At 64.7% G+C, this 23,934-nt stretch carries 33 protein-coding genes; 5 read left to right on the top strand and 28 right to left on the bottom strand.

The features are described from left to right. Positions 1 to 133: 133 nt before the first annotated feature. The 7 genes from A7X97_RS01125 to A7X97_RS01105 form a co-directional block, all read right to left on the bottom strand. Complete coding sequence (locus A7X97_RS01125; RefSeq protein ID WP_111007468.1) at positions 134 to 1,087, bottom strand: major capsid protein; 954 nt, start codon at positions 1,085 to 1,087, stop codon at positions 134 to 136. Positions 1,088 to 1,113: 26 nt separating this feature from the next. Next, positions 1,114 to 1,899 carry a capsid assembly protein gene (locus tag A7X97_RS01120; protein WP_111007467.1) on the bottom strand — a complete coding sequence of 262 codons (786 nt, stop codon included), beginning with the start codon at positions 1,897 to 1,899 and terminating at the stop codon, positions 1,114 to 1,116. Further along, positions 1,899 to 2,042: a hypothetical protein gene (locus A7X97_RS21835; RefSeq protein ID WP_160314196.1), complete on the bottom strand. Its 144-nt coding sequence runs from the start codon at positions 2,040 to 2,042 to the stop codon at positions 1,899 to 1,901. The genes A7X97_RS01120 and A7X97_RS21835 overlap by 1 nt, the downstream gene beginning before the upstream one ends. 16 nt (positions 2,043 to 2,058) lie before the next feature. Next, positions 2,059 to 3,615 (bottom strand): portal protein, encoded by a 1,557-nt coding sequence (locus tag A7X97_RS01115; RefSeq protein ID WP_005412405.1) that lies wholly within the window; start codon positions 3,613 to 3,615, stop codon positions 2,059 to 2,061. Then, entirely contained in the window at positions 3,608 to 3,760 is a 153-nt protein-coding gene (locus A7X97_RS21830; RefSeq protein WP_005412406.1) for a hypothetical protein, read from the bottom strand. The genes A7X97_RS01115 and A7X97_RS21830 overlap by 8 nt, the downstream gene beginning before the upstream one ends. Before the next feature lie 20 nt (positions 3,761 to 3,780). Next, the gene (locus A7X97_RS01110) at positions 3,781 to 3,960 is read right to left on the bottom strand and encodes a hypothetical protein (RefSeq protein WP_049434071.1); all 180 of its coding nucleotides are present in this window, start codon (positions 3,958 to 3,960) and stop codon (positions 3,781 to 3,783) included. Positions 3,961 to 4,024: 64 nt separating this feature from the next. Then, on the bottom strand, positions 4,025 to 4,561 hold the full coding sequence (locus A7X97_RS01105) for a deoxynucleotide monophosphate kinase family protein (RefSeq protein ID WP_004154581.1): 537 nt from the start codon (positions 4,559 to 4,561) through the stop codon (positions 4,025 to 4,027). Positions 4,562 to 4,629: 68 nt separating this feature from the next. Between A7X97_RS01105 and A7X97_RS01100 the strand changes: the two genes are divergently transcribed. Next, complete coding sequence (locus tag A7X97_RS01100) at positions 4,630 to 4,938, top strand: hypothetical protein (RefSeq protein ID WP_111007466.1); 309 nt, start codon at positions 4,630 to 4,632, stop codon at positions 4,936 to 4,938. A gap of 25 nt (positions 4,939 to 4,963) precedes the next feature. Here A7X97_RS01100 and A7X97_RS01095 read toward each other — a convergent pair whose 3' ends face one another. From A7X97_RS01095 to A7X97_RS01015, 21 genes are all read right to left on the bottom strand, one after another. Next, positions 4,964 to 5,170, bottom strand: coding sequence for a hypothetical protein (locus A7X97_RS01095; protein ID WP_111007465.1), 207 nt, complete (start codon positions 5,168 to 5,170; stop codon positions 4,964 to 4,966). Then, positions 5,158 to 5,991, bottom strand: coding sequence for a hypothetical protein (locus tag A7X97_RS01090; protein ID WP_004154583.1), 834 nt, complete (start codon positions 5,989 to 5,991; stop codon positions 5,158 to 5,160). Before A7X97_RS01090 ends, A7X97_RS01095 begins: the two co-directional genes overlap by 13 nt. Continuing rightward, on the bottom strand, positions 5,988 to 6,137 hold the full coding sequence (locus A7X97_RS21825; RefSeq protein WP_004154584.1) for a hypothetical protein: 150 nt from the start codon (positions 6,135 to 6,137) through the stop codon (positions 5,988 to 5,990). Before A7X97_RS21825 ends, A7X97_RS01090 begins: the two co-directional genes overlap by 4 nt. After that, a complete protein-coding gene (locus tag A7X97_RS01085) occupies positions 6,134 to 6,424 on the bottom strand; it encodes a hypothetical protein (RefSeq protein ID WP_049434075.1) in 291 nt (96 codons plus the stop codon). The genes A7X97_RS21825 and A7X97_RS01085 overlap by 4 nt, the downstream gene beginning before the upstream one ends. After that, positions 6,421 to 6,669: a hypothetical protein gene (locus tag A7X97_RS01080; RefSeq protein WP_004154585.1), complete on the bottom strand. Its 249-nt coding sequence runs from the start codon at positions 6,667 to 6,669 to the stop codon at positions 6,421 to 6,423. The genes A7X97_RS01085 and A7X97_RS01080 overlap by 4 nt, the downstream gene beginning before the upstream one ends. Then, positions 6,666 to 6,791: a hypothetical protein gene (locus A7X97_RS22220; protein WP_258013034.1), complete on the bottom strand. Its 126-nt coding sequence runs from the start codon at positions 6,789 to 6,791 to the stop codon at positions 6,666 to 6,668. The genes A7X97_RS01080 and A7X97_RS22220 overlap by 4 nt, the downstream gene beginning before the upstream one ends. A gap of 28 nt (positions 6,792 to 6,819) precedes the next feature. After that, a complete protein-coding gene (locus tag A7X97_RS01075; RefSeq protein ID WP_005412414.1) occupies positions 6,820 to 7,185 on the bottom strand; it encodes a hypothetical protein in 366 nt (121 codons plus the stop codon). Then, on the bottom strand, positions 7,182 to 7,520 hold the full coding sequence (locus tag A7X97_RS01070) for a hypothetical protein (protein ID WP_050483582.1): 339 nt from the start codon (positions 7,518 to 7,520) through the stop codon (positions 7,182 to 7,184). The genes A7X97_RS01075 and A7X97_RS01070 overlap by 4 nt, the downstream gene beginning before the upstream one ends. After that, positions 7,502 to 9,376, bottom strand: a complete 1,875-nt coding sequence (locus A7X97_RS01065; RefSeq protein ID WP_049417451.1) for a DNA polymerase — start codon at positions 9,374 to 9,376, stop codon at positions 7,502 to 7,504. The genes A7X97_RS01070 and A7X97_RS01065 overlap by 19 nt, the downstream gene beginning before the upstream one ends. Before the next feature lie 12 nt (positions 9,377 to 9,388). Continuing rightward, a complete protein-coding gene (locus A7X97_RS01060; protein WP_111007464.1) occupies positions 9,389 to 10,045 on the bottom strand; it encodes a Gabija anti-defense Gad2 family protein in 657 nt (218 codons plus the stop codon). A 10-nt stretch (positions 10,046 to 10,055) separates the two neighbouring features. Beyond that, positions 10,056 to 10,304 (bottom strand): hypothetical protein, encoded by a 249-nt coding sequence (locus tag A7X97_RS01055; protein WP_111007463.1) that lies wholly within the window; start codon positions 10,302 to 10,304, stop codon positions 10,056 to 10,058. 165 nt (positions 10,305 to 10,469) lie between these two features. Next, positions 10,470 to 12,101: a toprim domain-containing protein gene (locus A7X97_RS01050; protein ID WP_111007462.1), complete on the bottom strand. Its 1,632-nt coding sequence runs from the start codon at positions 12,099 to 12,101 to the stop codon at positions 10,470 to 10,472. After that, positions 12,088 to 12,267: a hypothetical protein gene (locus tag A7X97_RS01045; RefSeq protein WP_004154591.1), complete on the bottom strand. Its 180-nt coding sequence runs from the start codon at positions 12,265 to 12,267 to the stop codon at positions 12,088 to 12,090. Before A7X97_RS01045 ends, A7X97_RS01050 begins: the two co-directional genes overlap by 14 nt. Then, a complete protein-coding gene (locus A7X97_RS01040) occupies positions 12,264 to 12,650 on the bottom strand; it encodes a helix-turn-helix domain-containing protein (RefSeq protein WP_004154592.1) in 387 nt (128 codons plus the stop codon). The genes A7X97_RS01045 and A7X97_RS01040 overlap by 4 nt, the downstream gene beginning before the upstream one ends. 11 nt (positions 12,651 to 12,661) lie before the next feature. Next, positions 12,662 to 13,024, bottom strand: a complete 363-nt coding sequence (locus A7X97_RS01035) for an N-acetylmuramoyl-L-alanine amidase (protein WP_004154593.1) — start codon at positions 13,022 to 13,024, stop codon at positions 12,662 to 12,664. Then, positions 13,025 to 13,462, bottom strand: a complete 438-nt coding sequence (locus A7X97_RS01030) for a RusA family crossover junction endodeoxyribonuclease (protein ID WP_049444495.1) — start codon at positions 13,460 to 13,462, stop codon at positions 13,025 to 13,027. After that, positions 13,446 to 14,111, bottom strand: coding sequence for a hypothetical protein (locus A7X97_RS01025; protein ID WP_004154595.1), 666 nt, complete (start codon positions 14,109 to 14,111; stop codon positions 13,446 to 13,448). The genes A7X97_RS01030 and A7X97_RS01025 overlap by 17 nt, the downstream gene beginning before the upstream one ends. Beyond that, entirely contained in the window at positions 14,111 to 14,269 is a 159-nt protein-coding gene (locus A7X97_RS21820; protein WP_154267700.1) for a hypothetical protein, read from the bottom strand. The genes A7X97_RS01025 and A7X97_RS21820 overlap by 1 nt, the downstream gene beginning before the upstream one ends. After that, positions 14,269 to 14,553, bottom strand: coding sequence for a hypothetical protein (locus tag A7X97_RS01020; RefSeq protein WP_005412421.1), 285 nt, complete (start codon positions 14,551 to 14,553; stop codon positions 14,269 to 14,271). Before A7X97_RS01020 ends, A7X97_RS21820 begins: the two co-directional genes overlap by 1 nt. Beyond that, positions 14,546 to 14,689: a hypothetical protein gene (locus A7X97_RS21815; protein ID WP_005412422.1), complete on the bottom strand. Its 144-nt coding sequence runs from the start codon at positions 14,687 to 14,689 to the stop codon at positions 14,546 to 14,548. The genes A7X97_RS01020 and A7X97_RS21815 overlap by 8 nt, the downstream gene beginning before the upstream one ends. Positions 14,690 to 14,733: 44 nt before the next feature. Next, complete coding sequence (locus A7X97_RS01015; RefSeq protein WP_111007461.1) at positions 14,734 to 17,169, bottom strand: DNA-directed RNA polymerase; 2,436 nt, start codon at positions 17,167 to 17,169, stop codon at positions 14,734 to 14,736. Positions 17,170 to 17,731: 562 nt separating this feature from the next. Between A7X97_RS01015 and tig the strand changes: the two genes are divergently transcribed. The 4 genes from tig to lon all read left to right on the top strand — a co-directional run bounded on the left by tig (position 17,732) and on the right by lon (position 23,740). Next, the gene (tig, locus tag A7X97_RS01010; protein ID WP_069138945.1) at positions 17,732 to 19,027 is read left to right on the top strand and encodes a trigger factor; all 1,296 of its coding nucleotides are present in this window, start codon (positions 17,732 to 17,734) and stop codon (positions 19,025 to 19,027) included. A gap of 76 nt (positions 19,028 to 19,103) precedes the next feature. Beyond that, complete coding sequence (clpP, locus tag A7X97_RS01005) at positions 19,104 to 19,730, top strand: ATP-dependent Clp endopeptidase proteolytic subunit ClpP (protein WP_004146318.1); 627 nt, start codon at positions 19,104 to 19,106, stop codon at positions 19,728 to 19,730. Positions 19,731 to 19,856: 126 nt separating this feature from the next. Continuing rightward, positions 19,857 to 21,146 (top strand): ATP-dependent Clp protease ATP-binding subunit ClpX, encoded by a 1,290-nt coding sequence (gene clpX / locus A7X97_RS01000; RefSeq protein WP_004154600.1) that lies wholly within the window; start codon positions 19,857 to 19,859, stop codon positions 21,144 to 21,146. Between the two features lie 143 nt (positions 21,147 to 21,289). Continuing rightward, positions 21,290 to 23,740, top strand: coding sequence for an endopeptidase La (gene lon, locus A7X97_RS00995; RefSeq protein ID WP_072168264.1), 2,451 nt, complete (start codon positions 21,290 to 21,292; stop codon positions 23,738 to 23,740). Positions 23,741 to 23,934: the final 194 nt, after the last annotated feature.

The following is a 23,934-nucleotide window of genomic DNA, read 5'->3' as shown; positions in this document are numbered from 1 at the left end:
ACGGGGGACACCCGTGTGGATGTCCCCCGTAGATGGAGAGAGATTGGAGTTGGGACGGGAGCCGACTTGACGATCTAGGTCTGCGGTGCCAGCTACACGACCGGGTACTCTATGAGTCCCGTCCCGGTGGAACTTACGCGGCCTTCGACAGCTCGATGGCACCGCGCGGAGCGAGGATGCCGTGACCCAGCGCGTACTTCGCCAGCATCAGGGTGCCCTGCTTCTCGCCCTGGTACACGTCCTCCAGGGACAGGTCCAGCAGCTTGAGGGTGCCGACAGCCGAGCGGTGGAAGATCACGCCCACGGTGTCCGCGAAGTTGCCGCGGTACTTGGCCGGGATCGAAGCCAGGGCCGACTCATCGACACGCGGCATCGCGTTGATCTTCACCAGCGGGATGCGGGCGACCGAGGAAATGATCGCCTGGCCGTAGGAGCCGTTCGATTCCGCGTTGATGTCGCGGTCGATCAAGTCCTTGTTCTCGGTCAGCAGATACCACTGAGCCGGGGCCAGTGCGCCAGTGAACTCCTGCGGGTTGTCCGGCAGCAGCTTCTCGTCGAACAGCATGCGGGCGTTGCGGAACGCATCGGCCAGCACGGTCGGATCGGAGGCCATCGTGGCGGCCTTGATGATGGCACCACCCGGCTGGCCTTCGACCTTGCCTTCGGTGGTACGAGCGGCCAGGATCGCGCAGCGCAGCTCGTTCTGCATGCGCTTGAGTGCCAGCTCCGCACCCTGCTGACGGGTGTACTCGGAACGCACGTCGAAGTGATTCATCGCTTCGTCGATGTTGGCGATGAAGGCGTGCGAGATCAGCATCGGATCGAGGGTGATGATGGTCTCGTTGTGCTCGACCACCAGGCCCTTGATCTCGGTGCCCGGCACATGGTACTCGGAGCCGATGGTGCCGACGTTCGGGAACGAGGCGGACTTGCCGCTCTCGATGTTGCGCACCGACACGCGGCCGTCCAGCTTGTAGTTCTCGACGAAGCTGGTGATGGTTTCAGCAGTGTAGTTCTGCTTGAACAGCGCCCAGGCGTCGCCGTTGGCCTGGGCTTGACCCAGGCGGGAGGGGATTGCGTCCGACATTTAGTCCTTGCTTGAGGTTGAGTGGATTACTTGAACAGCGGCGACGCGGCCAGGCGGGCGGAGACTTCCGCGCGGTAAGCCGGATCACGCTGGTAGCGCACATCGCGCATCGCTTCGACGACCTGCGCCTGCGACTGGAACGGCTTGGGGCCAGCATCGGCGTTCGATGCGGTCTTGCCATTCAGAAGGCGGCCGTTGCCGCCACGGAGGGCGACGAGGCCCTGGACTGCCAGCGCTGCGCGGCCGGCGTCGCCGGACTGCACCGCTTCGTTGAACGCCCGCTTCTGCTCGGCGCTCAGGTTGGTCTTGGCCCACTGGACCAGGCCGTCGTAACCGGCCTTGCCACCTGCGGGCGAGTAGACGGCGTTCTCGTAGGTCTGCACGCGAGCGCGCAGGCCATCGACATACACGTCCACCAGCTCCTTCGGATAACCGGCGTCCTGGAGCTTCTTGTAGCTCTCCTCGGACAGCGAGCCGTTCGAGTTGAACTCGGTGGCGAAGTCGTCCAGGTTCAGGCCAGCCCGCGCCAAGGCGTCACGCGCGTCATCCGCGGTGGCGTCGTCGATGGTCGCGGGGCCGCCCTTGCCACCCTTGTCGTCGGCTGGCGTGCTCAGTTCTGCGTAGGCGGCTTCCAGCTCCTCCACGGTCTTGTACTTGCCGCCGAACAGGCGCTCGCCATCGGTGCCACCCTGCGCGCCCGGTGCGGGCTGCTGGGTGTCCTGGGAGTTCTGCGGCGGCTGCTGACCTGGGGTCGGCTGGCCGTTGATGCCGTCAAGGCTGACGGTTACTTCGGACTTGCCCGGCTGCGACATTACTTGTCCTCGGGCTTGTAGTTGACGATGACCAGGCCGTTCGCCTTGCGGGTGATCTCGGCCTTGCCCTTACGCTCGACACTCGGAGCCTTCGGGGCTTCCTTGGTCGGCTTGGCGGGCTTCTCGGTGGTTTCGTTCGACATTGCGTCCTTCTCGGGGTTACGGGGTTTGGGTCATCGCTGAGGCGATATTCGGAGCGGCACGGACCATCGCCTCCTGCGCCGAGGCGTCCTGCTGCTCGGCAGCAAGCTCGTCGTCGGAGCGGATCAGGCCCTTGGTGGAAATGTCGGAAGCGGCGGCCAGTCGGGAGATCGCCTCGCCACTGTTGAGGCGGCGTGCCTTCTCCTCTGCGCCGACAAGCGCATCCACTGCCTGACCGAACTCGATCAGCTTGTTCAGGTCGTGGCCGCGGCCGAGGGCGGCGATGCCAACGGTGATGCGCGGCTTGATGAGTTCCTGCGGCAGCTCAGGCAGGCGACCCTGCTTCTGGAGCTTGTGAAGGCGACGGCGGATCAGCGGCAGCAAGAGCTGCTCGCCCGACATCGCCATGAAGCCGCTGAGGGCGTCGTCGAGTTCCTGGGTGAGCACCCGGATTTCGTAGGCGGTCACACGCTCGCCGGGGCGCTGCACGGCGGACTTCACGCCGAAGATCAGCTCCAGCGAGTTCGCCAGCCCTTCGGCCTCCTGACGCACGAAGTTCAGGTCGTAGGCTTTCTGGAGCTGGAGCGTGGTCACATCGCTGGCCTCGCCACGCAGCACCGCGCCGGATTCGGCCTCGGTGAGCTGGCGCTCGCGGATCGTCGAGGTCGGCTTGAGGAACATGATGATCTTCGCCAGCGCGGCGGCACCCTTGCGGATCGCCTTGCGCAGCGCCTCCAGCGACTCGAACGCTCCCACGTAGTCGTAGACCAGGCCCTCGCCGTAGTCGTCCACGAGGGACGGCGGAGCGCACAGGGGAATCCACGGACAGGCGTCGATGGGGTAGGTGCCCACGGTCTCGGGCACTTCGACGCCCTCGACCTCCTGGACCACTTCCCACTCCTTGCCATCTTCCGAGCGACGTACCCAGGTGTAGAGGTTCACGTCGTCGTTCTTGGTCTTTTCGTCGCGTTCCTGGGCGAGCTTCTGCATCACCGCCGCGCGGATCGAGTCCGGCAGCATGGCCGGGGCGATCTTGTCGAGCGTGATGATCTCCAGCACGTTGCCCAGGCCATCGCGGTCGGTCACGTAGGAGGTCAGCGGGTACAGCTTGGGCTTGCCCTCGTCGGGGTCGTAGAGCAGGAAGTTGCCGAGGACGATGGCGTGCTTCGCCGCCTCGCTGAGGACCGGGCGGACGCCGCTGGTCTCCAGGTCGTTGACGATGACTCGCTCCACGTCCACCAGCGCGGCCTCCAGTTCGGAGGTCTCCACGCCAGCCTGCTCGGCGATGTTCTCGGCGACGGCCTGGTCAGGCGCGAGCTTGAACACCGAGGCGTTCGGCGGGAGCCAGGCCAGCACGATCTTCGAGGCCAGGGCGTTGACGCACTTCGGGCCGGTGTCGATGTAGGCGGAACCGGGGGTACGCGACTTCGCGCCCTCGTCCACCCACAGGCGGGGCAGGGTGACCTTGGCGCAGCGCTTGGCGCGCGTCTCGGCTTCTTTGCGGTTGGACTTGAGATCGCCGTAGCGCTTCGCGGCCGTCTGCTTCTCGGCCGAGGTCTGCTTGGCGTCAGCCATTCGGAATGGTCAGTCCTTGGTACTGCGTTGCGTTGTTCAGGTCCAGTCGGACCTTGGACTTACGCCGCTGATCGGCCGCGTGGCCGGTCGGCTGGGTGTCCTGGCGGGTCAGCAGGATCGGGTCTTTCTCCTGCTGGTCCGGCATGTTGGGCTTGCTGCACATGATTAGCGGGCGCGGTGATCCATCTGCTCGACCTTCCGCAGCGCCTTGAGCCGGAGGATCAGGCGGCGCTCGCCCTGCCGGAGCAGGAACTCCTCCTTCGGCTGGGCGGGGTCGTAGATCACTTCGGGGTGCAGTTCGTCCAGGAGGTCGATCAGGTCGTAGGAGTGCAGAGGGATTTGCATAGAACTCCTGGGTTATGAATAGGTGGGGAAACTGTCGTTTCCCCCGATGATGACCACTAAACCCTTAGAGTCGGGCCAGCGATTCCGCGACCATCCGCAGGCGGTGGATCGGGCCGTTGTTGTCGATCACGGTGTCGATCAGGTCGCCGTGGACGCCTGCCTCGGAGGCATGCGCCGAGACCGGGGCCGCGCTGTCGCGGAGCACCTGGACTACCTGGCCGCCCCACTCGCGGATGAACTGCGCCTCGTTGTCGAAGCGAACGTCCGACACCACGACGCCAGCAGCGCCGTCGCGGCGGGCCTGACGGATCTTCTGCGCGACCACCTTGACCCACAGGTCGCGGTCGATCATTTCTCGGCCCCACTCGGTGCCCACGGTCTGCATCAGGCGGCGCGGGGTCTGCCCGTTGAGCCAGTCGAGCGGCTCCTCCTTGAGCGGGCCGTCCTCCATCGCGGACACCGGCAGGCCGGTGATGTCCGCCACGAAGGCGCGGATCGGGGCCGCGAAGGACAGCTTCACGAAGCCGTGGTCGCTGACCAGGAACTCGGCCAGGGTGTCTTTGCCGCTGCGGGCGCGGCCGGTGATTCCGATGATCTTCATGGGGACTCCAAAAGAGAAACCCGGCCTTAGCCGGGTACAATTCGTGTTCGTTATGGAAGGAGACAGGTATGGCGAGTTCTACGCCGAGTAACGCAAACGGAGCTGAAATCTCTGAGCTTGCACAGAAGCTCTATGGCCTACAGGAGGCGATGGATGCGCTCGTGGCATCAGGGCAAGCACAAGGAATTCAGCGAGAGCGCTACGATGCGGCCAAGCAGCTCATCACAGATAAGCTCACCGAGTTCAGCTGCACGTATGAAACGTTGACTACGCCGAAGGCGATCCAGCTTTGGGTTTTCAATAGCCGAGAACCCGTAAGTCGGAATCCATCAGAGATTGCACACTGGAAGCAGTTCTACCTGGACGAGTTGCGGTAAGCAGGATCAGGTGGCTTGGTTGTCGTCAGGCGAAACACCGGGCGATCAGCCAAGCCGCGCCAGCAACGCCGACAGCGGCCGGCCACAGCTTGACGCTGCCAGCCGAGCGGTACAGGGTGCGTTCGAGAGTATTGAGGCTGCGCCACCACAGCCAGGCAGCGCCGTAGGCGACGAAGGCGAACAGCACGGCCAGCACGGCGATGATGGTGATGAACAGGATCAGGGTTTCCACAGCTTCACTTCCTTGGTCTTGGGGTTGTAGTCGCCGTAGCGCAGGATTCGCGCGAGGCGTGCTTGGCGGATCGCATCGTGCTTCGACAGCGGCTCGGTGCCGCCGCGGGGGATGCGGGTGGTGTAGGTGGTGACGACGGTGTTCCACAGCGCGCCGAGGTGCTCCTCGACGGACGCATCGCGGTACGCCTCGTGGATTGGCATGAGCAGCTCGTCCGCGCCCTTGTGGCCGATGCCGGGGAAGCCGGGGTAGTTGTCCACCTGGTCGCCCGTGAGCACCTGCTTCATCCAGAACAGGTCAGCGTCGTGAGCCGAGATCGGCCGGACGCCCACGTCGGGACGGTTGGGGTTGTAGAGACGGATGCCGGGGATCGTCTGCATGTCCTTGTCGATGGACACGACGATGCGGCTACCTGGCGCGCGCTTCGGATTCGGGTGCGAGGCCAGCAGGCCCAGCACGTCGTCACCTTCCAGGTTCTCGATCTCCACGATCTTGTCGCCGAACTCGTCGTATACGAACTCGTCGAGCACGTACCACAGGGCAGGCTTATCCTTGCTGGCGCGGTTGAGCTTGTAGGTCGGGTCGATGTCCTTGCGGAAGTTGTGCTTCTTGCAGGACAGGGCCAGCAGGTAATCACGCGCGCCGAACTTCTCGACGATCTCGTCGATGTAGTCCTCCAGCTTCGCCTTCGCGCGCTCGGGCTGGATCGCTTCGACCTTGTTGCCGTCGCCGTTCCAGTCGATGTTCGCGGTGTTCGAGAACGCGAGCTGGTAGCGCAGCACGTCGGCGTCGATCAGCAGCAGGGGGCCGCGCTTGTTCATGCGTCCACCCACTGCCATCCCAGGAACGCCAGCGCGAACCAGCGGTGCAGCCAGTTCGGACGCTCCCTGACCTGCACGAAGAAGTTGCCGCCGATGACCCAGGAACCGGCCGCATGTGGTGGCCGATAGGTCACGTAGGAAGTCATGGCCGCTTCTCCGGGTGGCGCTCATACCACGCCTGTAGCTCGGCGGCGTAGCGCTTCATTCCGGCCTGGTACTCCGGGCCGTCGCCGAGCGGGTACTCGTACTCGTCGCAGACGTAATCGCTGGTGGGGATGTACGAGAATCCGCCATTGCTGTTGGGGATCAGCATCAGGCCACTCTCGGTGTGTCCTTTCAGGCACGAGCCGTAATCGGCGCGTGGCGGCCAAGGCTTCATGTCGCACGCAGCGAGGCCAGCGCACAGCGCCAGGATCAGAAGTGCGCGCTTCATGCCATGCTCTCGTGTACGGCGACCCAGCACTTCTCGCCAACGCGGCGGATGAAGTAGATCGCGGTGTTCCACTCCACGGGGCGCAGCATGCGCTCCGTGCAGCACGGGCACTTGGCGTTGTAGGCGTGAACCTCGGGCTGGTGTTCGAGCACAGCCACGCGGTAGGTAGTACACGGAGCGATCAAGCGGACATCGCCGTCAGCGGGGCCGCCAATGAAATGCACGCGAAGCTGATTCTCGTTCATCGGTTCGATTCCTTGAGGACTTCCAGGGCGCTCGCCTTGTCGGCGTTGCAGCGCAGGAGGCCGTCCTCGGCGTTGCCGCCGAAGCGGTAGAGGTCGTAGGTGGTGGTGGTCGGGTCAGCCATCACGGCGTCGAGTGAGGAGTGCGTGCCCTCAATGACGGTCGGCTGGAGGAACTGCTCCGGCACGACTTTCGAGGTGTGCGCGGCGCAGCTCGTCAGGAATGCGGCGAGACAGGTAATCGCCAGTTTCCGGGTCAGCATTTGCTGCAATCTCCACAGAGCGGTTGGTGGTGGCGCGGGCGTTCCGCAGCGCTGCATCGAAGGCAGAGCGGCGCACGGCTTCGCGGTTGAGGGTCTCGACGGTCTGCTTGAGGTCGGCCAGTTCCTTTGCCGACTCCTCCAGCTCCGTCACGCGCTGGGCCATTGCGGTGTACTTCCAGGCTGCGAAGCCGCCAGCCGCGAGCGCGGCAACGACCAGCAGCGCCGCGAGGGCGCGCAGGATGTTGGTTGGGTTCATCGGTTCTCTTGGACGTAACAGGCGACTCGCAGAAGCTCCGAGGGAGTCGCGTCGGACTTGATCTGATTCGCGCGTGCGGAGATCACGCGCACGTTGCCCCGGACGTAGCCGAGGTCAGGTTCGATGCGGTCGAGCGTGGGTGAGTTGGGGCCTTGGGCCTTGCGCCCGACAGCGCGGTACAGCGGGATGCCCAGCGCCGGGCAGAAGTCGGGGACCACGATGTCGTCCGACGTGAGGTCGAACGGCAGTCCCTTCCTTGCTGCCCGGCGTTTCGCTTGGCGCACCAGGGCGAGTGCAATGTCCCGCTTGCCGCGGGTCAGTGCGTCTCGGCCCAATTCCTTCCGATCTTGAACTCGCCATCGAGCGGACAGCGGAAGCCGAAGTAATCGCCAGCCTTGCGGATGGCAGCCTGGGCGGTCTTACCCACGAACTCGGCCTTGTCCTCGTCCACTTCGATCTGCCACTCGTCATGGACGTTGGCGAGGAACTCGTAGTGGACGCCCGGCACCAGCCCTGCGGCTTGCAGGTCGGCGTCGAGGATCACCAGGGCTTTCTTCATCACCAGCGCACCGGCCGACTGGAGCAGGGTATTGAGTGCGGCGTGGTCGCTGCGGATGTGCAGCTTCCGGCCATCGAGACCGATCAGGTATCCCTTCTCGGCCGCGCGCTTCTTGACCCCGCGTACCAGCTTCTCCAGCGCAGGCAGCCCCGCCAGGAACTTCGAGCGGAGCTTCGCCCCGGCCTGGCGACCCTTGCCCACGATGGAGCCGAGCTTCGCGTCGCCTGCCCCATAGAGGAAGGCGTAGATGAAGGTCTTGGCGTTGTCGCGGGTGGGCAGTCCTGCCGCCGATTGGTTGACGGAGTGGATGTCGCCTTCGAGGATGACCTTGGCGTACTCGCCGCCGTCGTGCTTTGCCATGAAGTGCGCCAGGCAGCGCAGCTCCAATCCCGAGGCGTCTGCGCCGACCTGGAGCTTCCCTGTTGGGACGCAGAACAACGAGCGGCACTCGAATCCGTAGCCGCCTTCCTGGCCCTTGAGGATTCCCTTCTCCTTCGAGTGCTGGACCTTCGGCACCTGAGCGATGTTCGGCTTCGAGTGCGTCATGCGGCCGGTCACCGCTGCGTTCTGATTCACGCTGCCGTGGATGCGGCCGTCCTTCTTGATGGCCTTGAGCCACGCCTCGTCGCCTTCGGCGAGCTGGCCGAGGCGCTTGTTGACGATGAAGTGCTCCAGCAGGAGCGGGATGATCGGGAACTTGAGCGCGCCCAGGACTTCTTCGTCGATCTTCGGCTGGCCCTTCTCGGTGAACTCCTGGGGCTGCCAGCCGTACATTGCAGTCAAGCGGTCAGCAATGTGCTGGCGGCTTGCCGGGTTGAACACCACGTCCTTGTAGGTCGTGACCTCCACGCCCTTGACGTAACCGCGGCGCTTGTCGTCGCGCTTCGGTACGAACTTGCGCTTCACCACCTTCCACGGCGGAATGACCTTGCGCAGCTCGGCCTCCAGCGCAGTGCGCCGGGACACGAGGATGCACTCCAGCTCACGCGCCTTCTCCTGATCGAACAGGTAGCCGTAGCGCTGCTGACGCGAGAGGATCGGCGCGACGGCCTGCTCCAGCTCGATGGCCTCGGTGGGGAGGCCCTTGCTCATCAACAACGCGAACAGCGCTTGCGTGACCGCAACGTCCTGGTCGCAGTAGTCGTCCATTTCCTGAGACCACTGTGCCCAGGGGTCGAGGCCGCGTGCGGCCATCTGCGCCGCGTAGTCGCCTTTCCAGCGGCCGAGGCGGTAGCCCCACGCTTCGAGGGCGTGGCGGCCGATCAGCTTGCCCGGCAACACCGGGTTCGCTCCCTGCTTCTTGCGGGCCTTGAAGTCGCGGTCCTTGAGGTCCGGGTAGACCAGCGTGGACATCAGCAGCGTGTCGAAGTACGCCTGGACCTTGAAGTCCGGGAACACCTTGGCGATAGCCGGAATGTCGAATCCGGCGATGTTGTGGCCGACAACGCGCTTGGCCTTCTTGAGCCTCTCGACGGCCTGACGGACTGTCATTTCGCCCGTGCCGTGATCGTTGGCGGACAGGATGGGACCGCGCGGTGCGCCGGTCTCATCTACCTCTTGGAGGGAAATGCAGTGGATCGTGTCAAGTTCGTCGAGGAGGCCATTGGTCTCGCAGTCGAATACGAGGATCAACGGCGGTCCTCCTTACGGGTAGCCGTGGTTGGTTACGGGGATTGCGCGGACGCGGCGGCGGGCGCGGAGGATGTACTCCGGCTCGGGGGCCTTCGGCGGCGTGTGGACGCCCTGCGGCGCGTGACCGGGGAAGTCGTCGTCCTCGAACACTTCGTCCTGCTCGGGCTGGTCGGGATGCAGTGTGTAGCCGTAGTCCTCGACGTAGTGCGTGATGCGGCGGATGGTGCGCTCGGTGCCGTTGTTGTTCAGCACGAACAGCAGCTTCTCGGTGCAGTCGCGCACCACTTCGGCGAGGTCGTAGTAGCACACCACCACCTCGTCGTACTTTTTCAGGAACACGGCGGCCATTGCGCAGCAGCGCAGGTCGAAGCGGCGCACATGCTCATCCACAGTGCCGAACTCGAAGCCGATCAGGCTGACAAGGCGACCGCAGGGCGAGCGGAAGTTGCGGATGCCGGTCGGGGCATCCTCGCTGGTCCACCCAGGCATGTCGTCGAGCACGTTGGAGACGTAGTAGTAGTCGGCGCTGCACTTGAAGAAGCAGTCGATGTCCTTGATTTCGGTCCCGTCGTAGAACGCGCGCAGGCTTCCGCCACCCAGGATGACCAGGTGGCGGACTTCGGCCGGCAACACGTTGAACAGGGACCGAGCGTGTTGCTCGGCAGTCATGGTTGGTCCCTTAGCGGATCAGGTTGGTGAATCGCTCGGCGACGCGCAGGGCGCGCTCGGCTTCTTCCTCGTGCTCGTCGGCCTGCGAGTGCAGGACATCGGCCTTGTCGCGCAGCGTCGAGGCGGTGGCGATGCGGTCGGCGCTGATCTTGAACAGCTTGTCCACCTGGCCCTCCAGCACCTTCACCACGTCGGTCACGGTGCCCTTGCGGAACGGAGCGGTCAGCAGGTCGATTGCGATGGCGACGATCTCTTTCATTGGGGTAGTTCCTCGGCTTTGATGTGGATGACCACGCGCCGCCCAGGCTTGCCGTACATGACACGGCAGGCTTGGTCGGAGCGCGGGAGTTGGTAGGGGAGAACGAGGCTCTCAGCGAAGGAGAGCGGCGCATCAGCTGGGATGAAGCCGACGACCGAGCGGCCGTCAGTAGTCGGAGGTGGATACATCGGATGACTCGTCGGCGAAGTCGCCGTATTCGCCCGGAGCATCTGCATTGAGCAGACGGCCGGATGCGTGGTCGTAGCTGTAGTAGAGAACCTGGCCGTTCGACTGGCCGGTGAAGCGATCCTTGAGGACGCGGAAAGTCGTGCAGTTGCGCTCGGCCTCGTTCTCGGCCTGCGTGTTGCGCTCCAGGCCGAACGCGAAGTGCGTCCAGAAGCCAATCGCGCGGCTGCCCTTGAAGTGACGGAGCATCACGCGCCCGCCTTCCTCGTGCGGCTTGCCTTCCGGCGTGGCGAGGTGCGAGACGAGGTAGATGCAGATCAGGTGGCGCTGCGCGAACTGCGCGATCTTCGCCATCGTGTCCTCCAGCATCTTCCGCTCGTCCTCGGCACCGGCCGCAAACGACGTGAGGTTGTCGAGGACGATGTGCTTGACGCCCTCGGCGACGACCATGTGGGCCATCTTGGCTTCGATCACGTCCCACTCGGACGAGCCGAAGTGGTCGTAGATGAACACCTGGCCCTTGTCGAGAATCTCGAACGCGGCTTCCAGTTCCTCCTGCGTCCAGCTCCCATCGGGGACGTGGAATCGGCGGCCTGCGACCTTGCCTGCCATGCGCTTCGCCGTCTCGACCGGCTGCTGCTCCAGGAAGAACAGGCCAACGCGGTCGCCGGTTTCCTGCGCGATGAAGGCTGCTTCCTCCATCAGCCAGTCGGTCTTGCCGATGCCGGTGCCTGCGCCGAAGGTGTAGACCTCGCCGTACCGCTTGCCGTAGGTCAGCGCGGTGAGGCGCGGGTCGTGCCAAGGCATGCCCATCGAGACCGGCTTGAGTGCCTTCTCCTTGAGGGAGCCGAACGTCACCACGCCATCGGGGCGCTTGGTCTGCGCTTCGTAGATGGCGCGAGTGATCGCCTCGGCATCGCCACGCTGGAGCAGCTCGCTCGGGTCTTTCGCCGGGAGCTGTGCGATCTTGGCCTTGCCGGGAGTCAGCAGCAGCGCCACTTCCTGCGCGGCGGCCTGGCCCGGTTCGTCCATATCGAACATGAGCACAACCTCGTCGAAGCCGTTGACCCACTCCAGCTCGCGCTTGATGGACTTGGCCGCGCCTTGCGCCCCGTTCGGGACGGACACCACCGGCCAGCGGAGGCCGAGTGCCTGCGCCACGGAGAGCGCGTCGATCTCGCCTTCGGTGATGACGAGGCGTCGCCCCGGTTCGTAGAGGTGTTGGCCGAACAGCCCGCACGCCTTCGAGTCGCCGATGAACGAGAACTTCTTGTCGGGGTAGCGGAGCTTCTGCGCGACGATGCCGCCATCGCGCTTGTAATTGGCGATCTGCACGGTCTTGCCGTGCTTGTCCTTGCCAATCCAGTAGCCGTACTTACGGCATGCTTCCTCAGTGATACCGCGCTTCGCCAGGGCTTGCGGTTCACCCTTCGCAAAGTCGCTCATGGTTTTCCTGCTGGTGGGTTGAGAGACCTCCTCGCCTTCGGCTGGCTCGTAGTGACCGCAGCCGAAGCAGTAGCCGTGCCCGTCGCTGTAGCGCGCAAGGTTGTCCTTGCTGCCGCAGTTCGGGCACGGCTCTTTGTGGAGGTATTCGGAGTCAGCGCTTTGCACGCTCCACGGACCACATGCGCTTGCGGTAGGAAATGCCGAGGCGACGATTCAGCGCACCCTTGACGGTGCGGCCCAGGCCGCGGAAGGGCTTGTCGGCGCGCGCCCATGCGCGCTCGAAAGCCAGGCGCATCGCGGACGGAATGACGGTGGTGGCGGTGTTGGTCATGCGTTCTTCTCCAGCAGGAACTTGGTGAATGCGGCGACTTCTTCGGTCGCATCGTTGGCGTCGAGGCCCAGCTCGTCGGTGCAGTAGTTGCGATACAGCTGGAGCAGCGCATCGACGCGGTACTGCTTCGGAGCGCGGCGCGCTTCCAGGAGCGGAGCCTTGCTGCGGCGCTGACGGCGCGACAGGCGATAGCGCGTGTACCGCTGCCCCGAGGCGTCCTCGCAGGTCTGCGTTTCGATCTCGAAGCCAGCAGCGCGCAGCTCATCGACGCGCGAGGCGAGGCGGCGGATGCGGTAGACGCCTTCGGCCTGCCACGAGGTCAGGTGCGAGTGGCGACGCAGGTGATCCAGGACGACCTGGGTTTGCGGGGGCAGCGGTTTCACGTTGGGTTCTCCTATCGAGGGAAGTCAGGTGCCCACACGACGGGCTTGCCGTAGGCGGCGAGCAGGCGTCGCAGCGCGGCGTGTTGGGCTTCGGTGAAGTTGTCCTCGGGCTGCATGGCGTCGTTGACGCCGCCCAGGAGGCAGACTTGGTATGCGGATTGGTTGTGCTTACCGGCGAGAGCGCCGGGCTGATTCAGCGGGCGACCGTCGTAGATCGAGCCGTCGCGTTCGATGACGAAGTGGACGGCGATCTTCGAGTAGCCCTGCGAGCGGTGCAGGCGTGCGAGTTCTTCGCCGGTCGTGACCTGCTCGGGGCGGGTCATGCTGGCGAGGACGAACAGCGCCTCTACCGATTCCAGAGGTTTGAGGCGCACTTAGAGTTTGTAGAGGTGGACTTCGGTGCGTGGTTCTTCGTCCGGCTGCGCCCAGCGCTTACCGGAGAGCAGCCACATGACTTGCTTGTCGTCGGCCCAATAGCCGGTAGCTTTGGTCACAACGTCCATCGGCCCCTTGGCGAGGTTGTCCACGTCGCCCTTGGGAAACGCGGCCTTCGAGGTCTTGGCGCGTTTGCATACCGCGATGATGACCACTAAAACCGGATCGGTCGGCGACAGGTCCAGGTCACCGGCTGGCAGATGCTTCTCTGCGGCTTCCTTCCAGGTCTTGTAGGTCTTGCCGTAGTAGACGCCCCAGCGCGAAACCTTCGGGCGCGAGGCGGGCACCGGGTCAAACGGGAACGTGAGGGAGGCCAAATGCTTGGCCCCCCTCGCGGTGTCCACGATGACCGACAGCGGATCAGTAGTCGCCGTCATCGCCCTCGTCGTCGGAGTCGCTGTCGTCGTCCGAGTCGTCATCGCTGTCGCTGAACGGCGCGCTGTCGGCGGCCTCGTAGCCGTCCTCCTCGCCGAAGCCGTAGTCCTTGGCGTTGCGCTGGCCGAACTCGACCAGCTCGATCACCTGGACGGCGACCATGTAGCAGGTCAGGTAGAACTTCTTGGCCGATTCGACGAACGAGCCGCCGATCTCGTAGGAGACCTTGAGTTCGCTGCCGCCGCCGATCTGCGGCGGGTTGTCGATCTTCTTGCCGCGGGCGTCGAAGATGTCCGGGCGCATGGTGAACTTCTTGCCGGTGCGCTTGCTGACGCCGCTGGCCTTCATCTTGAACTTCACCAGCACGCGGCCGGTGTCATCGCCGTTCTCGTCGGTTTCTTCGGTGAACACCGGGGCCACTTCGGCACCCTTCTTCTTCTTCGGGTTCTCGCTCAGGAACTCCTGGAACAGCTCGTCGCGCCGGGTTTCCAGCTTCTTCGCCAGCGCCTTGAAGTCCTTGTCGTTCGGGTCGAACGCCAGGCTCACGGTGTATTCGCCTTCCGGCTTGAACTTGGTGTCCGGTTCGTTCAGGCGCGGCCACACGGCGGTGCCCTTGGGGGAGACGAATCGTTCGCGCTTCTTGGTTGCCATCAGTTGTCGGTCTCGTAGTTGGTCGGGAGATAGATGCCCGCGCGCCACAGGTCAGCGGCGGCGGTCAGCGGGGTGTCGGCGGAAATGCCGAAGGCTTCGTCGATGTCGAAGCCGATGAGCGCCTCGTCGATGAAGGCGTCGGTGATCGGGTCACGCATCACGGGTAGTGCGGTTTCAGCTCGCGCTCCGCGTAGCGGCGCACGGCGTTGAGGGTGTTGACCTGCCGGTAGCGGCAGTCCTGCTCCATGCGCGAGACGACCCGCAGCACTTCCATCGGATCGAGGCCGAGCACTTCGCAGAAGTTCTTGAAGGCACACGCCAAGCCGATCACCTGATCGGCCGGGTGGCCGAGGGACTGCACGCTGTCGATCACGACGAAAGCGCCGCGTGCGGCGCTCTCGGCAGAACGTGAGTGCAGTCCGTCGATGACGCGATCACGCACCTGCGTGCAGCTCCGTCATGCGGTGCTTGAACTCCTCGACCGTGCCGTGTTCGGCCGGGTTGTAGATGCCGAGGACCACACCGAAGTGGTCCTGGGCAACGTAGGTGTTCAGTGCGTGCTGGTAGTTGATGCTCATGTTAATGTTCTCGCTTGGGGTATCAATTGCCAAAGGGGGATGGACTAGGCAAAGAAATAGCGCGACTCCAGCACCAGGCTGAGGTCCAGGTCGCCATGCGGCGGGAGGGGTGGGAGTTTCTCTGCCGCTTCTGGCGGGAGCTGCTCGACGAGTTGCTGTCGGAAGTCGGCCAGTACGTCGCCGCTGTATTGATCGACGAACGCCTGCCGGAGTGCGGCGGCGAGGATTGCTGCCTGGCCCGCGTGCGTACCGTAGGAGTCGTGGATCATGGCGAACGACTCGATGCCGTTCTCTGCCGCGAGGCAGGTGGTCAGCATCATGTGGCTGGCGTCGCAGGAGTGGACGAAGTTCGGGCTGATCCCGAGGGTCTGCCTGCGACGGTCGAGCTTAGTACCGCCGATGTTGACCACTAAATTCACCTCGCGGCCTCCGACGTGCGGCCGGATGCGGACGCCTTCCTCCTCGCGGTACTCCTGGAGGACCGGGAAGCCAGCGGGGGTCGTCCAGCTCACCGGCAGGTCGGCCGACGAGGCGACCTTGGAGGCGTCACGCAGCCAGTCCATCGCCGCGCGGGCTGCGATCACGACCTCGCCGATGCACTCCCACAGCAGGGTCGCCAGGTACTCGGCGGTCTCCCAATCGTCCTCCATGCCCAGCTTCTTGAACTTGGAGAGCACCTGGGCGCGCATGCCCGACTTCGTGACGCCGTAGGGAAGCGTCATCACCGGCTGCTTCACGATGTCGCGGGTGAGCTGGCCGTCCAGCTTGATCGCCAGCGGGTCGCCGCTCTCGGCACGGGCGCGCAGCTTCTCCTGGGCCACGTCCTTCACGCGCGAATAGATGTCGGCGGGCTTCGGCTGCGGGATCAGGTTGGTGGCTGCGCCGCCCACGGAGTCGCGGAGCATGGCCGAGAAGTTCTGGAGGCCGTTGCAGGAGCCGTCGAGCGCGATGGGCAGATGGGAGACGTGATCGCGGCCGTTGAGGCTGTAGCCGAGCCACTCGAAGCACGCGGCCAGCGCGCAGAACGGGCTGTCGGCGTCCATCCAGAAGCGTTGGCCGTCCAGCGGATCGAGGGCGCTGTCGAGAATCTGCTCCTCGTGCTCGCGCACCCAGGCCACGCGCTCCTCGAACGACACCTTGTCCACGCCGAAGCAGTTGGCGACGTGGATGGCGAGCCAGTAGGCACCGTCCTCGCCGAGCGGCACGCCTTGGGCGAACGTCAGCAGGCCCTTGGCCGCATCATCACCCTGCGGGGTCAGCGTCGGGGGCAGGGGATAGCACCGGCCGCGGAAGTCGAGGTTGTGCGGGAAGTAGATCGCGGGGTACTCGGCGAACTTCTCCGCCAGGGCGATCTTCTGCGCGGCGGCGAGGCGGGTGGACACGCTGCGTGCGTTGGCCTCGTAGACCTTGGCGCGGCCGCGCTTCCATTCCTTGAACTCGTCGGCGTGGTGCTCCTTGAAGTAGTCCGGGTCGGTCTCCAGCAGGGCAGGGCGGCTCGGCAGGTCCAGCAGCTCGCGCTCCGGCAGCCCAGCGACACCGCCTCCTGCGTTCCACAGCTCGCGCATGACCTCCAGGACGGGCACGTTCACCTTCCAGGCGGTTGCCTGGATGGCGTTGAGGGCCTGGTAGACGTTGGGCATATCGACCAGCGCCAGCTCGCGCTTGTAGGCGCGGTTGCGGGTACGCACGAGGTCAGCCCGGCCGCCGATGTCGGTCAGGTAGCCGCCGTCGCGGGGCGTGGTCCACGGACGCGGCGGGACGACCATCGGCATCAGCACCGGCTGGTACAGTGCGGCGCTGTCGTGGGCCTTGGTCAGCCAGTCGAGCACCTTCTGATTCCCGGCGATGAGCAGGTGGCGCTTGCCGCGCTCGGCCACGGTGACCAGCTCGACCAGCCCGGTCGCCTCGACGAACAGCTCGATGAGCTTCATGCCCACCAGCAGCGCGTCCTTGTCGGACAGGTAGAGGCGCTTGTCGTCCTCGGGGGCGAACTCGGCGTCGGCGATGACGTGCCGCATGACGGCGGTGGAGTGCCGGGCCGAGGTGGACTTCTTGAGCTGCTCCTGGACCACCCGGTACAGGCCGGGGTGCTTCTCGCGGAGCAGGGAGAAGTTGATCTCGTTGGCTACCTCGTGGCCCAGGGTGATCGCCACGGACACCGCCTTGCGGTGATCGGCGACCAGCGCGTTGACGCAGGTGAAGCTGGTCAGATAGGCGAGGGCGTGGGGGTTCAGGTGGCGGATGAACTTGAGGGCGGCGTGGCGCTTGCCCGGCTTGCCGGTGTCGGCTTCGGCCACGAACGCCATGATCGCGGCGGCGGTGGCGTCGATGCTCTCCATGACCAGCTTGCGGCCGGGGCCGGTCTCGGCCTCCTGGCGCTGCTCCCTGATCTTCTCGTAGCGGGCAATGCCCAGGCTGGTGCTTTCCTTCTCCAGTTCGAGCTGGGCGGCGTGCAGGTCGTTCTCTTGCCAAGTCGTCATCGTTTGCCCTCGGGGGATGCAAAAGTCAAAACGGGAGGACCGCACCGGGGGCTGCCCGGTACGGTCCTGAGTGGTTCGGTTGTTGGTCCTGGGTGGACCTATGTGGAACTGTAGTAGTCCTCGGTGGTGAACAGCAATGAGTAGTTCTGAATGGTTGTCCTAGGAGGAGGTCCGCCGAAGATGACCACTTTATTCGGCGTCACCTGGTGTCACCTGTCGTGGCACCCGGCGTCACCTATATGTCACCCGAAGCGTCACCTGATAGACTGGAAAGCTGTAAGTAGTTGAGTGGTCAGGACTAAGCGGCAGGGGCTTCGGGATTTAGGTTCCAGTGCCGCAAGGCGTGGGGGTTCGAGTCCCCCCTTTCGCACCAGTGCCGGCCTGTCCCCGCCCTGATCGGGCCATCTGCGCCCCCTTGACCGGCACGCGCTGGCAGTGCACGCCGAATTGGGCGAAACTAAAGGGCTGCGGCAAGCAGGCGCGTCCCAGACGTCGCGTCCTTACAACCGTTTCATCCCAATCATCGAGCCGGGGGCCTGGGCCACCGGTGGCAGGAGTCAACATGCAAGCTTCGATCGAATCCACCGGCAACCTGGAACGCCGCCTGAGCTTCTCGCTGCCGGAAGAGCGTCTGCAGAGCCACATCGCCGGCCGCCTCGGCGAAATCGCCCGTACCACCCGCATCAAGGGCTTCCGCCCGGGCAAGGTGCCGGCCAAGGTGATCGAGCAGCGCTTCGGCGCGCAGGTCCGTGGCGAGGCGCTGGACGGCCTGCTGCGCGAAACCTTCGATGCGGCCGTGCGCGAGCACGACCTGCGCATCGTCGGCAGCCCGCGCATCGACAAGGGCGACGAGGGTGAGTTCTCCTTCGTGGCCACCGTGGAAGTGGTGCCGGACTTCGGCGACATCGACGTCAGCAAGCTGACCGTCGTGCGCCATACCGCCGAGATCACCGACGCCGACATCGACCAGATGATCGAGAACCTGCAGAACCAGCGTCGTACCTGGGCCCCGGTCAGCCGTGGCGCGCAGGACGGTGACCTGGTCGCGGTGGAAACCTGGTCGCAGGCCGGCGAAGAGCGCCTGCCGGCCGAGGGCACCGAGAAGGGTTCGATCGTGCTCGGCCAGGGCATGATGTTCGACACCATCGAGAAGGGCCTGGTCGGCCTGGCCAAGGGCGAAGAGAAGACCCTCGACGTCGAGTTCCCGGCTGACTGGCGCGTGCCGGTGCTGGCCGGCAAGACCGTGCAGGTCACCGTCAAGGTCACCGAGGTCTCCGAGCCGGTCGTGCCGGCGGTCGACGAAGCCTTCATCAAGAGCTTCGGCGTGAAGGGCGGCGATGTGGAGCAGTTCCGCAGCGACATCCGCGCCAACCTGGAGCGCGAGCTGAAGGGTGCGTTGATGAACCGCCTGCGCCGTGAAGTGGGCGAGCAGCTGATCGCGGCCTACTCGTCGGTGGAAATGCCGCCGCGCCTTGTCGAGAACGAAGCCCGCGCCATGCTGGCCCAGCAGGTCGAGCAGCTGCGCCGCAACGGCCAGAACGTCGGCGAGATCCCGGCCGATGCCCACGAAGGCTTCAAGGACGCTGCCGCCAAGCGCGTGCTGGTCGGCCTGCTGGTCGGTGAAGTGGCCCGCATCAACGACCTGCGCCTGGAAGCCAAGCGCCTGAATGAAACGATGCGTCTGATCGCTTCGACCTACGAAGAGCCGGAGCAGGTCATTGAGATGTACCGCAACGACCCCCAGTTGATGTCTGGCCTGCAGAACCGTGTGATGGAAGAGCAGGTGATCGACTGGATCGCCGAGCGTGCCCAGCACACCGAAGAGAAGCTGTCGTTCCAGGACGCGATCCGCCAGTAAGCCCGGGCGGATCACCGGATGCCCCGCGCCTTTGTCGGCGCGGGGTTGTTGCCCCCCAAGATAGGTACCTCACGTAATGGACAACCGAACCAAAGCCCTGAACCTGGTTCCGATGGTGGTCGAGCAGACCAGCCGCGGCGAGCGTGCCTACGACATCTATTCGCGCCTGTTGAAGGAGCGCCTGATCTTCCTCGTGGGCCCGATCGACGATCACATGGCCAACGTGGTGGTGGCGCAGTTGCTGTTCCTGGAATCGGAAAACCCGGAGAAGGACATCAACATCTACATCAACTCGCCGGGTGGCGTGGTCACCGCCGGCATGGCGATCTACGACACCATGCAGTACATCAAGCCGAATGTGAGCACCACCTGCATCGGCCAGGCCGCCTCGATGGGCGCCCTGCTGCTGGCCGCGGGCGAAGCCGGCAAGCGCTATGCGCTGCCGAACTCGCGCGTGATGATCCATCAGCCGCTGGGTGGCTACCAGGGCCAGGCCACCGACATCGACATCCACGCGCGCGAGATCCTGACCCTGCGTTCGCGCCTGAACGAGGTGCTGGCCAAGCACACCGGCCAGTCGCTGGAGACGATCGCCCGTGACACCGAGCGCGACAACTTCAAGAGCGCCTTCGAGGCGCAGGCCTACGGTCTGGTCGACCAGGTCCTGGAGCGTCGTCCGGATGAGTCGATCCAGGCCGGTTGACCGGCCTTCACGGGGCCAGGGAGGCCTCGTTCCTGCAGGGTCGGGTGGGACTGGTGTCCCCTCGGCCCTGTGCTATTCTCGAATCGAACCCCCGTTCAGCGGGTGGGGTAACTGGGTAAGCGAAGCATGAGCGAAGACCGCCAAGGTCGTTCCACGGACACCGGCAAGATCCTCTACTGCTCTTTCTGCGGCAAGAGCCAGCATGAAGTGCGCAAGCTGATTGCGGGTCCGAGCGTGTTCATCTGCGATGAGTGCGTGGAGCTGTGCAACGACATCATCCGTGAGGAACTTGAGGAAAAGGCGCAGTCGGCGCGCAGTTCGCTGCCCAAGCCGCGCGAGATCCTCGAGGTCCTCGACCAGTACGTGATCGGCCAGAACCGTGCCAAGCGCACGCTGGCAGTGGCCGTGTACAACCACTACAAGCGCATCGAGAGCCGGCAGAAGAACGACGACGTCGAACTGGCGAAGTCGAACATCCTGCTGGTCGGCCCGACCGGTTCGGGCAAGACGCTGCTGGCCGAGACCCTGGCCCGCCTGCTCAACGTGCCGTTCACCATGGCCGACGCCACCACGCTGACCGAAGCCGGTTACGTGGGCGAGGACGTGGAGAACATCATCCAGAAGCTGCTGCAGAAGTGCGACTACGACGTCGAGAAGGCGCAGCAGGGCATCGTCTACATCGATGAAATCGACAAGATCTCGCGCAAGAGCGAGAACCCGTCGATTACCCGCGATGTGTCCGGCGAAGGCGTGCAGCAGGCCCTGCTGAAGCTGATCGAAGGTACCGTGGCCAGCGTTCCGCCGCAGGGCGGCCGCAAGCACCCGCAGCAGGAATTCCTGCAGGTGGACACCAAGAACATCCTGTTCATCTGCGGCGGCGCGTTCGCCGGGCTGGACAAGGTGATCCAGGCGCGTTCCACCGACGTCGGCAGCATCGGCTTCGGTGCCAAGGTGAAGAGCAGCGAGCGCAAGCAGGAAGTGGGCAAGGTGCTGGCGGAAGTCGAGCCGGAAGACCTGATCAAGTTCGGCCTGATTCCCGAGTTCGTCGGCCGCCTGCCGGTGGTCGCGACCCTGGAGGAGCTGGACGAGCCGGCCCTGATCAAGATCCTGACCGAGCCGAAGAACGCTATCACCAAGCAGTTCAAGAAGCTGTTCGAGATGGAAAACGTGGAGCTGGAGTTCCGTCCGGACGCGTTGTCGGCCATCGCCAGGAAGGCGCTCAAGCGCAAGACCGGCGCCCGTGGCCTGCGCACCATCGTCGAATCGGTCCTGCTGGACACCATGTACGACCTGCCGTCGCAGGAGAACGTCAGCAAGGTGGTCGTGGACGAATCGGTGATCGAGCACAAGTCCGAGCCGTACCTGATCTACCAGACCCCGGCGGCCCCTGAACAGAAGGCCGCAGGCGCCGAGTGATCCTTCCAGGTTGTTGATTGGAAAGGATTTTCAAGGAATGCCTTGCATCTGAAAGCCGATGGCCCCATAACGGGGCCATCGGCTTTTTTTGTCTCCGGAAGATGCCCTCCCGGAGGCGGTTTTCCCCCTTCCCTGGAGCCCCCATGGCCCGTTCCCCAAGTGAAACCCTCGACCTGCCGGTCCTGCCGCTGCGCGACGTAGTGGTGTTCCCGCACATGGTCATCCCGCTGTTCGTCGGCCGTGACAAGTCCATGCACGCGCTCGAACAGGCAATGGAGGCGGACAAGCGCATCCTGCTGCTGGCGCAGAAGTCGGCCGAAACCGACGACCCGCATGCGGCCGACCTCTACCAGGTCGGTACGCTGGCGCAGGTGCTGCAGCTGCTGAAGCTGCCCGACGGCACCATCAAGGTGCTGGTTGAAGGCCTGTCGCGCGTGCAGGTCACCCACGTCGACGAGCGCGACGGCTCGCTGCATGGCCAGGCCGTGGAGATCGACGCCACCGACGAGCGCGAGGCGCGCGAGGTCGAGGCGATTGCCCGCTCGCTGATGTCGCTGTTCGAGCAGTACGTGAAGACCAACCGCAAGCTGCCGCCGGAGCTGCTGCAGACGCTGTCGGGCATCGATGAGCCGGCGCGCCTGGCCGACACCATCGCTGCGCACATCAGCGTGCGCCTGGCCGACAAGCAGCGCCTGCTGGAAACGCTGGCCGTCGGTGACCGCCTGGAGATGCTGGTCGGGCTGGTCGACGGCGAGATCGACGTGCAGCAGATGGAGAAGCGCATCCGCGGCCGCGTGAAGTCGCAGATGGAGAAGAGCCAGCGCGAGTATTACCTCAACGAACAGATGAAGGCCATCCAGAAGGAACTGGGTGACCTGGACGACGCGCCGGGCGAGCTGGAAGAACTGGCCCGCAAGATTGCCGAGGCCGGCATGCCGAAGGCGGTTGAAGCCAAGGCGCGCAATGAACTGAACAAGCTCAAGCAGATGTCGCCGATGTCGGCCGAAGCCGCCGTCGTGCGCAACTACCTGGAGTGGCTGCTGGGCGTGCCGTGGAAGAAGCGCAGCAAGGTGCGCAAGGACCTGAAGGTCGCGCAGGATACGCTCGATGCCGACCACTACGGCCTGGAGAAGGTCAAGGAGCGCATTCTTGAATACCTAGCGGTGCAGTCGCGCGTGAAGCAGATGAAGGGCCCGATCCTGTGCCTGGTCGGGCCGCCGGGCGTGGGCAAGACCTCGCTGGGCCAGTCGATTGCCAAGGCCACCAACCGCAAGTTCGTGCGCATGTCGCTGGGCGGCGTGCGCGACGAGGCCGAAATCCGTGGCCACCGCCGTACCTACGTCGGTTCCATGCCGGGCCGCATCGTGCAGAACCTCAACAAGGTCGGCAGCAAGAACCCGCTGTTCGTGCTCGACGAGATCGACAAGATGTCGATGGACTTCCGTGGCGATCCGTCTTCGGCGCTGCTGGAAGTGCTCGATCCGGAGCAGAACAACGCATTCAACGACCACTACCTGGAAGTGGACCTGGACCTGTCCGAAGTGATGTTCGTGGCCACCTCGAACTCGCTCAACATTCCCGGCCCGCTGCTGGACCGCATGGAAGTGATCCGCATCCCCGGCTACACCGAGGATGAGAAGCTCAACATCGCGACCCGCTACCTGGTGCCGAAGCAGGTCAAGGCCAACGGCCTGCAGCCGGAAGAGCTGGAAATCGGCAGTGACGCCATCCAGGACATCGTGCGCTACTACACGCGCGAATCGGGCGTGCGCAACCTGGAACGCGAGATCGCCAAGATCTGCCGCAAGGTGGTGAAGGAGATCGCGCTGGCCGGCCCGCAGCCGGTGAAGGCGAAGAAGGGTGCGAAGAAGCCCAAGGCGCTGGTCAATGTGTCCAGCAAGAACCTGGACAAGTACCTGGGCGTGCGTCGCTTCGACTTCGGCCGTGCCGAGGAAGAGAATGAAATCGGCCTGGTCACCGGCCTGGCCTGGACCGAAGTCGGTGGCGACCTGCTGCAGATCGAATCGACCCTGGTGCCGGGCAAGGGCCAGCTGATCCTGACCGGCCAGCTCGGCAACGTGATGAAGGAATCGGCGTCGGCCGCGCTGTCGGTGGTGCGTTCGCGCGCCGTGGGCTTTGGCATCGACAGCGACTTCCTGCAGAAGCATGACGTGCACCTGCACGTGCCCGATGGCGCCACGCCGAAGGATGGCCCGAGTGCCGGGGCGGCGATGGTCACCTCGCTGGTGTCGATGCTGACCAAGGTGCCGGTGCGCGCCGACGTGGCGATGACCGGCGAGATCACCCTGCGTGGTCGAGTCACTGCCATCGGTGGCCTGAAGGAGAAGCTGCTGGCCGCACTGCGTGGCGGCATCCGCACGGTCATCATCCCGGAAGAGAACCGCAAGGACCTGGCCGACATCCCGGCCAACGTCACCCGCGATCTGAAGATCGTGCCGGTGAAGTACATCGAAGAAGTCCTGGACCTGGCGCTGGAGCGTCCGTTGGCACCGAAGAAGGCGCGCAAGAGTGCGCAGCGTGTCACGGTGCGCAGCAAGGCCAAACCGAGTGGAAACGCGCGCGTCAAGCATTGACGCGCGCTGTCCAATGGCCCGAAACCCGCGTCGTTGCTGGCTTTCCAGCTTGCGTGGGGGTAGGGCCACTGGTATAAAAGCAGCACTCGCGAATGAGTGGTCGCAGCCTGGTGATCGCTGGATTCGGCGAACCGTTTCCACATGGCGGCCGCATGCAGATGGCGTGCGGTTGCTTCCCTGTCGAATAAGCGGAA

It is taken from the genome of Stenotrophomonas sepilia (assembly GCF_003244875.1).
GTDB classification, from domain to species: domain Bacteria; phylum Pseudomonadota; class Gammaproteobacteria; order Xanthomonadales; family Xanthomonadaceae; genus Stenotrophomonas; species Stenotrophomonas sepilia.
This window is presented reverse-complemented; position numbering and strand designations above follow the sequence as displayed.

What these genes read in the sequence shown, in the direction of transcription:
- clpX (WP_004154600.1), top strand. Translation starts at nt 19,857, where the DNA reads ATGAGCGAAGACCGCCAAGGTCGTTCCACGGACACCGGCAAGATCCTC.
- A7X97_RS01125 (WP_111007468.1), bottom strand. Translation starts at nt 1,087, where the DNA reads ATGTCGGACGCAATCCCCTCCCGCCTGGGTCAAGCCCAGGCCAACGGC.
- A7X97_RS01085 (WP_049434075.1), bottom strand. Translation starts at nt 6,424, where the DNA reads ATGAAGCGCGCACTTCTGATCCTGGCGCTGTGCGCTGGCCTCGCTGCG.
- A7X97_RS01015 (WP_111007461.1), bottom strand. Translation starts at nt 17,169, where the DNA reads ATGACGACTTGGCAAGAGAACGACCTGCACGCCGCCCAGCTCGAACTG.
- A7X97_RS01115 (WP_005412405.1), bottom strand. Translation starts at nt 3,615, where the DNA reads ATGGCTGACGCCAAGCAGACCTCGGCCGAGAAGCAGACGGCCGCGAAG.
- lon (WP_072168264.1), top strand. Translation starts at nt 21,290, where the DNA reads ATGGCCCGTTCCCCAAGTGAAACCCTCGACCTGCCGGTCCTGCCGCTG.
- A7X97_RS01080 (WP_004154585.1), bottom strand. Translation starts at nt 6,669, where the DNA reads ATGAACGAGAATCAGCTTCGCGTGCATTTCATTGGCGGCCCCGCTGAC.
- A7X97_RS01105 (WP_004154581.1), bottom strand. Translation starts at nt 4,561, where the DNA reads ATGAAGATCATCGGAATCACCGGCCGCGCCCGCAGCGGCAAAGACACC.
- A7X97_RS21825 (WP_004154584.1), bottom strand. Translation starts at nt 6,137, where the DNA reads ATGACTTCCTACGTGACCTATCGGCCACCACATGCGGCCGGTTCCTGG.
- tig (WP_069138945.1), top strand. Translation starts at nt 17,732, where the DNA reads ATGCAAGCTTCGATCGAATCCACCGGCAACCTGGAACGCCGCCTGAGC.
- A7X97_RS01055 (WP_111007463.1), bottom strand. Translation starts at nt 10,304, where the DNA reads ATGAAAGAGATCGTCGCCATCGCAATCGACCTGCTGACCGCTCCGTTC.
- A7X97_RS21820 (WP_154267700.1), bottom strand. Translation starts at nt 14,269, where the DNA reads ATGCGTGACCCGATCACCGACGCCTTCATCGACGAGGCGCTCATCGGC.
- A7X97_RS01060 (WP_111007464.1), bottom strand. Translation starts at nt 10,045, where the DNA reads ATGACTGCCGAGCAACACGCTCGGTCCCTGTTCAACGTGTTGCCGGCC.
- A7X97_RS21835 (WP_160314196.1), bottom strand. Translation starts at nt 2,042, where the DNA reads ATGTCGAACGAAACCACCGAGAAGCCCGCCAAGCCGACCAAGGAAGCC.
- clpP (WP_004146318.1), top strand. Translation starts at nt 19,104, where the DNA reads ATGGACAACCGAACCAAAGCCCTGAACCTGGTTCCGATGGTGGTCGAG.
- A7X97_RS01120 (WP_111007467.1), bottom strand. Translation starts at nt 1,899, where the DNA reads ATGTCGCAGCCGGGCAAGTCCGAAGTAACCGTCAGCCTTGACGGCATC.
- A7X97_RS01110 (WP_049434071.1), bottom strand. Translation starts at nt 3,960, where the DNA reads ATGCAAATCCCTCTGCACTCCTACGACCTGATCGACCTCCTGGACGAA.
- A7X97_RS01045 (WP_004154591.1), bottom strand. Translation starts at nt 12,267, where the DNA reads ATGACCAACACCGCCACCACCGTCATTCCGTCCGCGATGCGCCTGGCT.
- A7X97_RS21830 (WP_005412406.1), bottom strand. Translation starts at nt 3,760, where the DNA reads ATGCCGGACCAGCAGGAGAAAGACCCGATCCTGCTGACCCGCCAGGAC.
- A7X97_RS01075 (WP_005412414.1), bottom strand. Translation starts at nt 7,185, where the DNA reads ATGAACCCAACCAACATCCTGCGCGCCCTCGCGGCGCTGCTGGTCGTT.
- A7X97_RS01025 (WP_004154595.1), bottom strand. Translation starts at nt 14,111, where the DNA reads ATGGCAACCAAGAAGCGCGAACGATTCGTCTCCCCCAAGGGCACCGCC.
- A7X97_RS21815 (WP_005412422.1), bottom strand. Translation starts at nt 14,689, where the DNA reads ATGAGCATCAACTACCAGCACGCACTGAACACCTACGTTGCCCAGGAC.
- A7X97_RS01090 (WP_004154583.1), bottom strand. Translation starts at nt 5,991, where the DNA reads ATGAACAAGCGCGGCCCCCTGCTGCTGATCGACGCCGACGTGCTGCGC.
- A7X97_RS22220 (WP_258013034.1), bottom strand. Translation starts at nt 6,791, where the DNA reads ATGGCTGACCCGACCACCACCACCTACGACCTCTACCGCTTCGGCGGC.
- A7X97_RS01030 (WP_049444495.1), bottom strand. Translation starts at nt 13,462, where the DNA reads ATGACGGCGACTACTGATCCGCTGTCGGTCATCGTGGACACCGCGAGG.
- A7X97_RS01100 (WP_111007466.1), top strand. Translation starts at nt 4,630, where the DNA reads ATGGCGAGTTCTACGCCGAGTAACGCAAACGGAGCTGAAATCTCTGAG.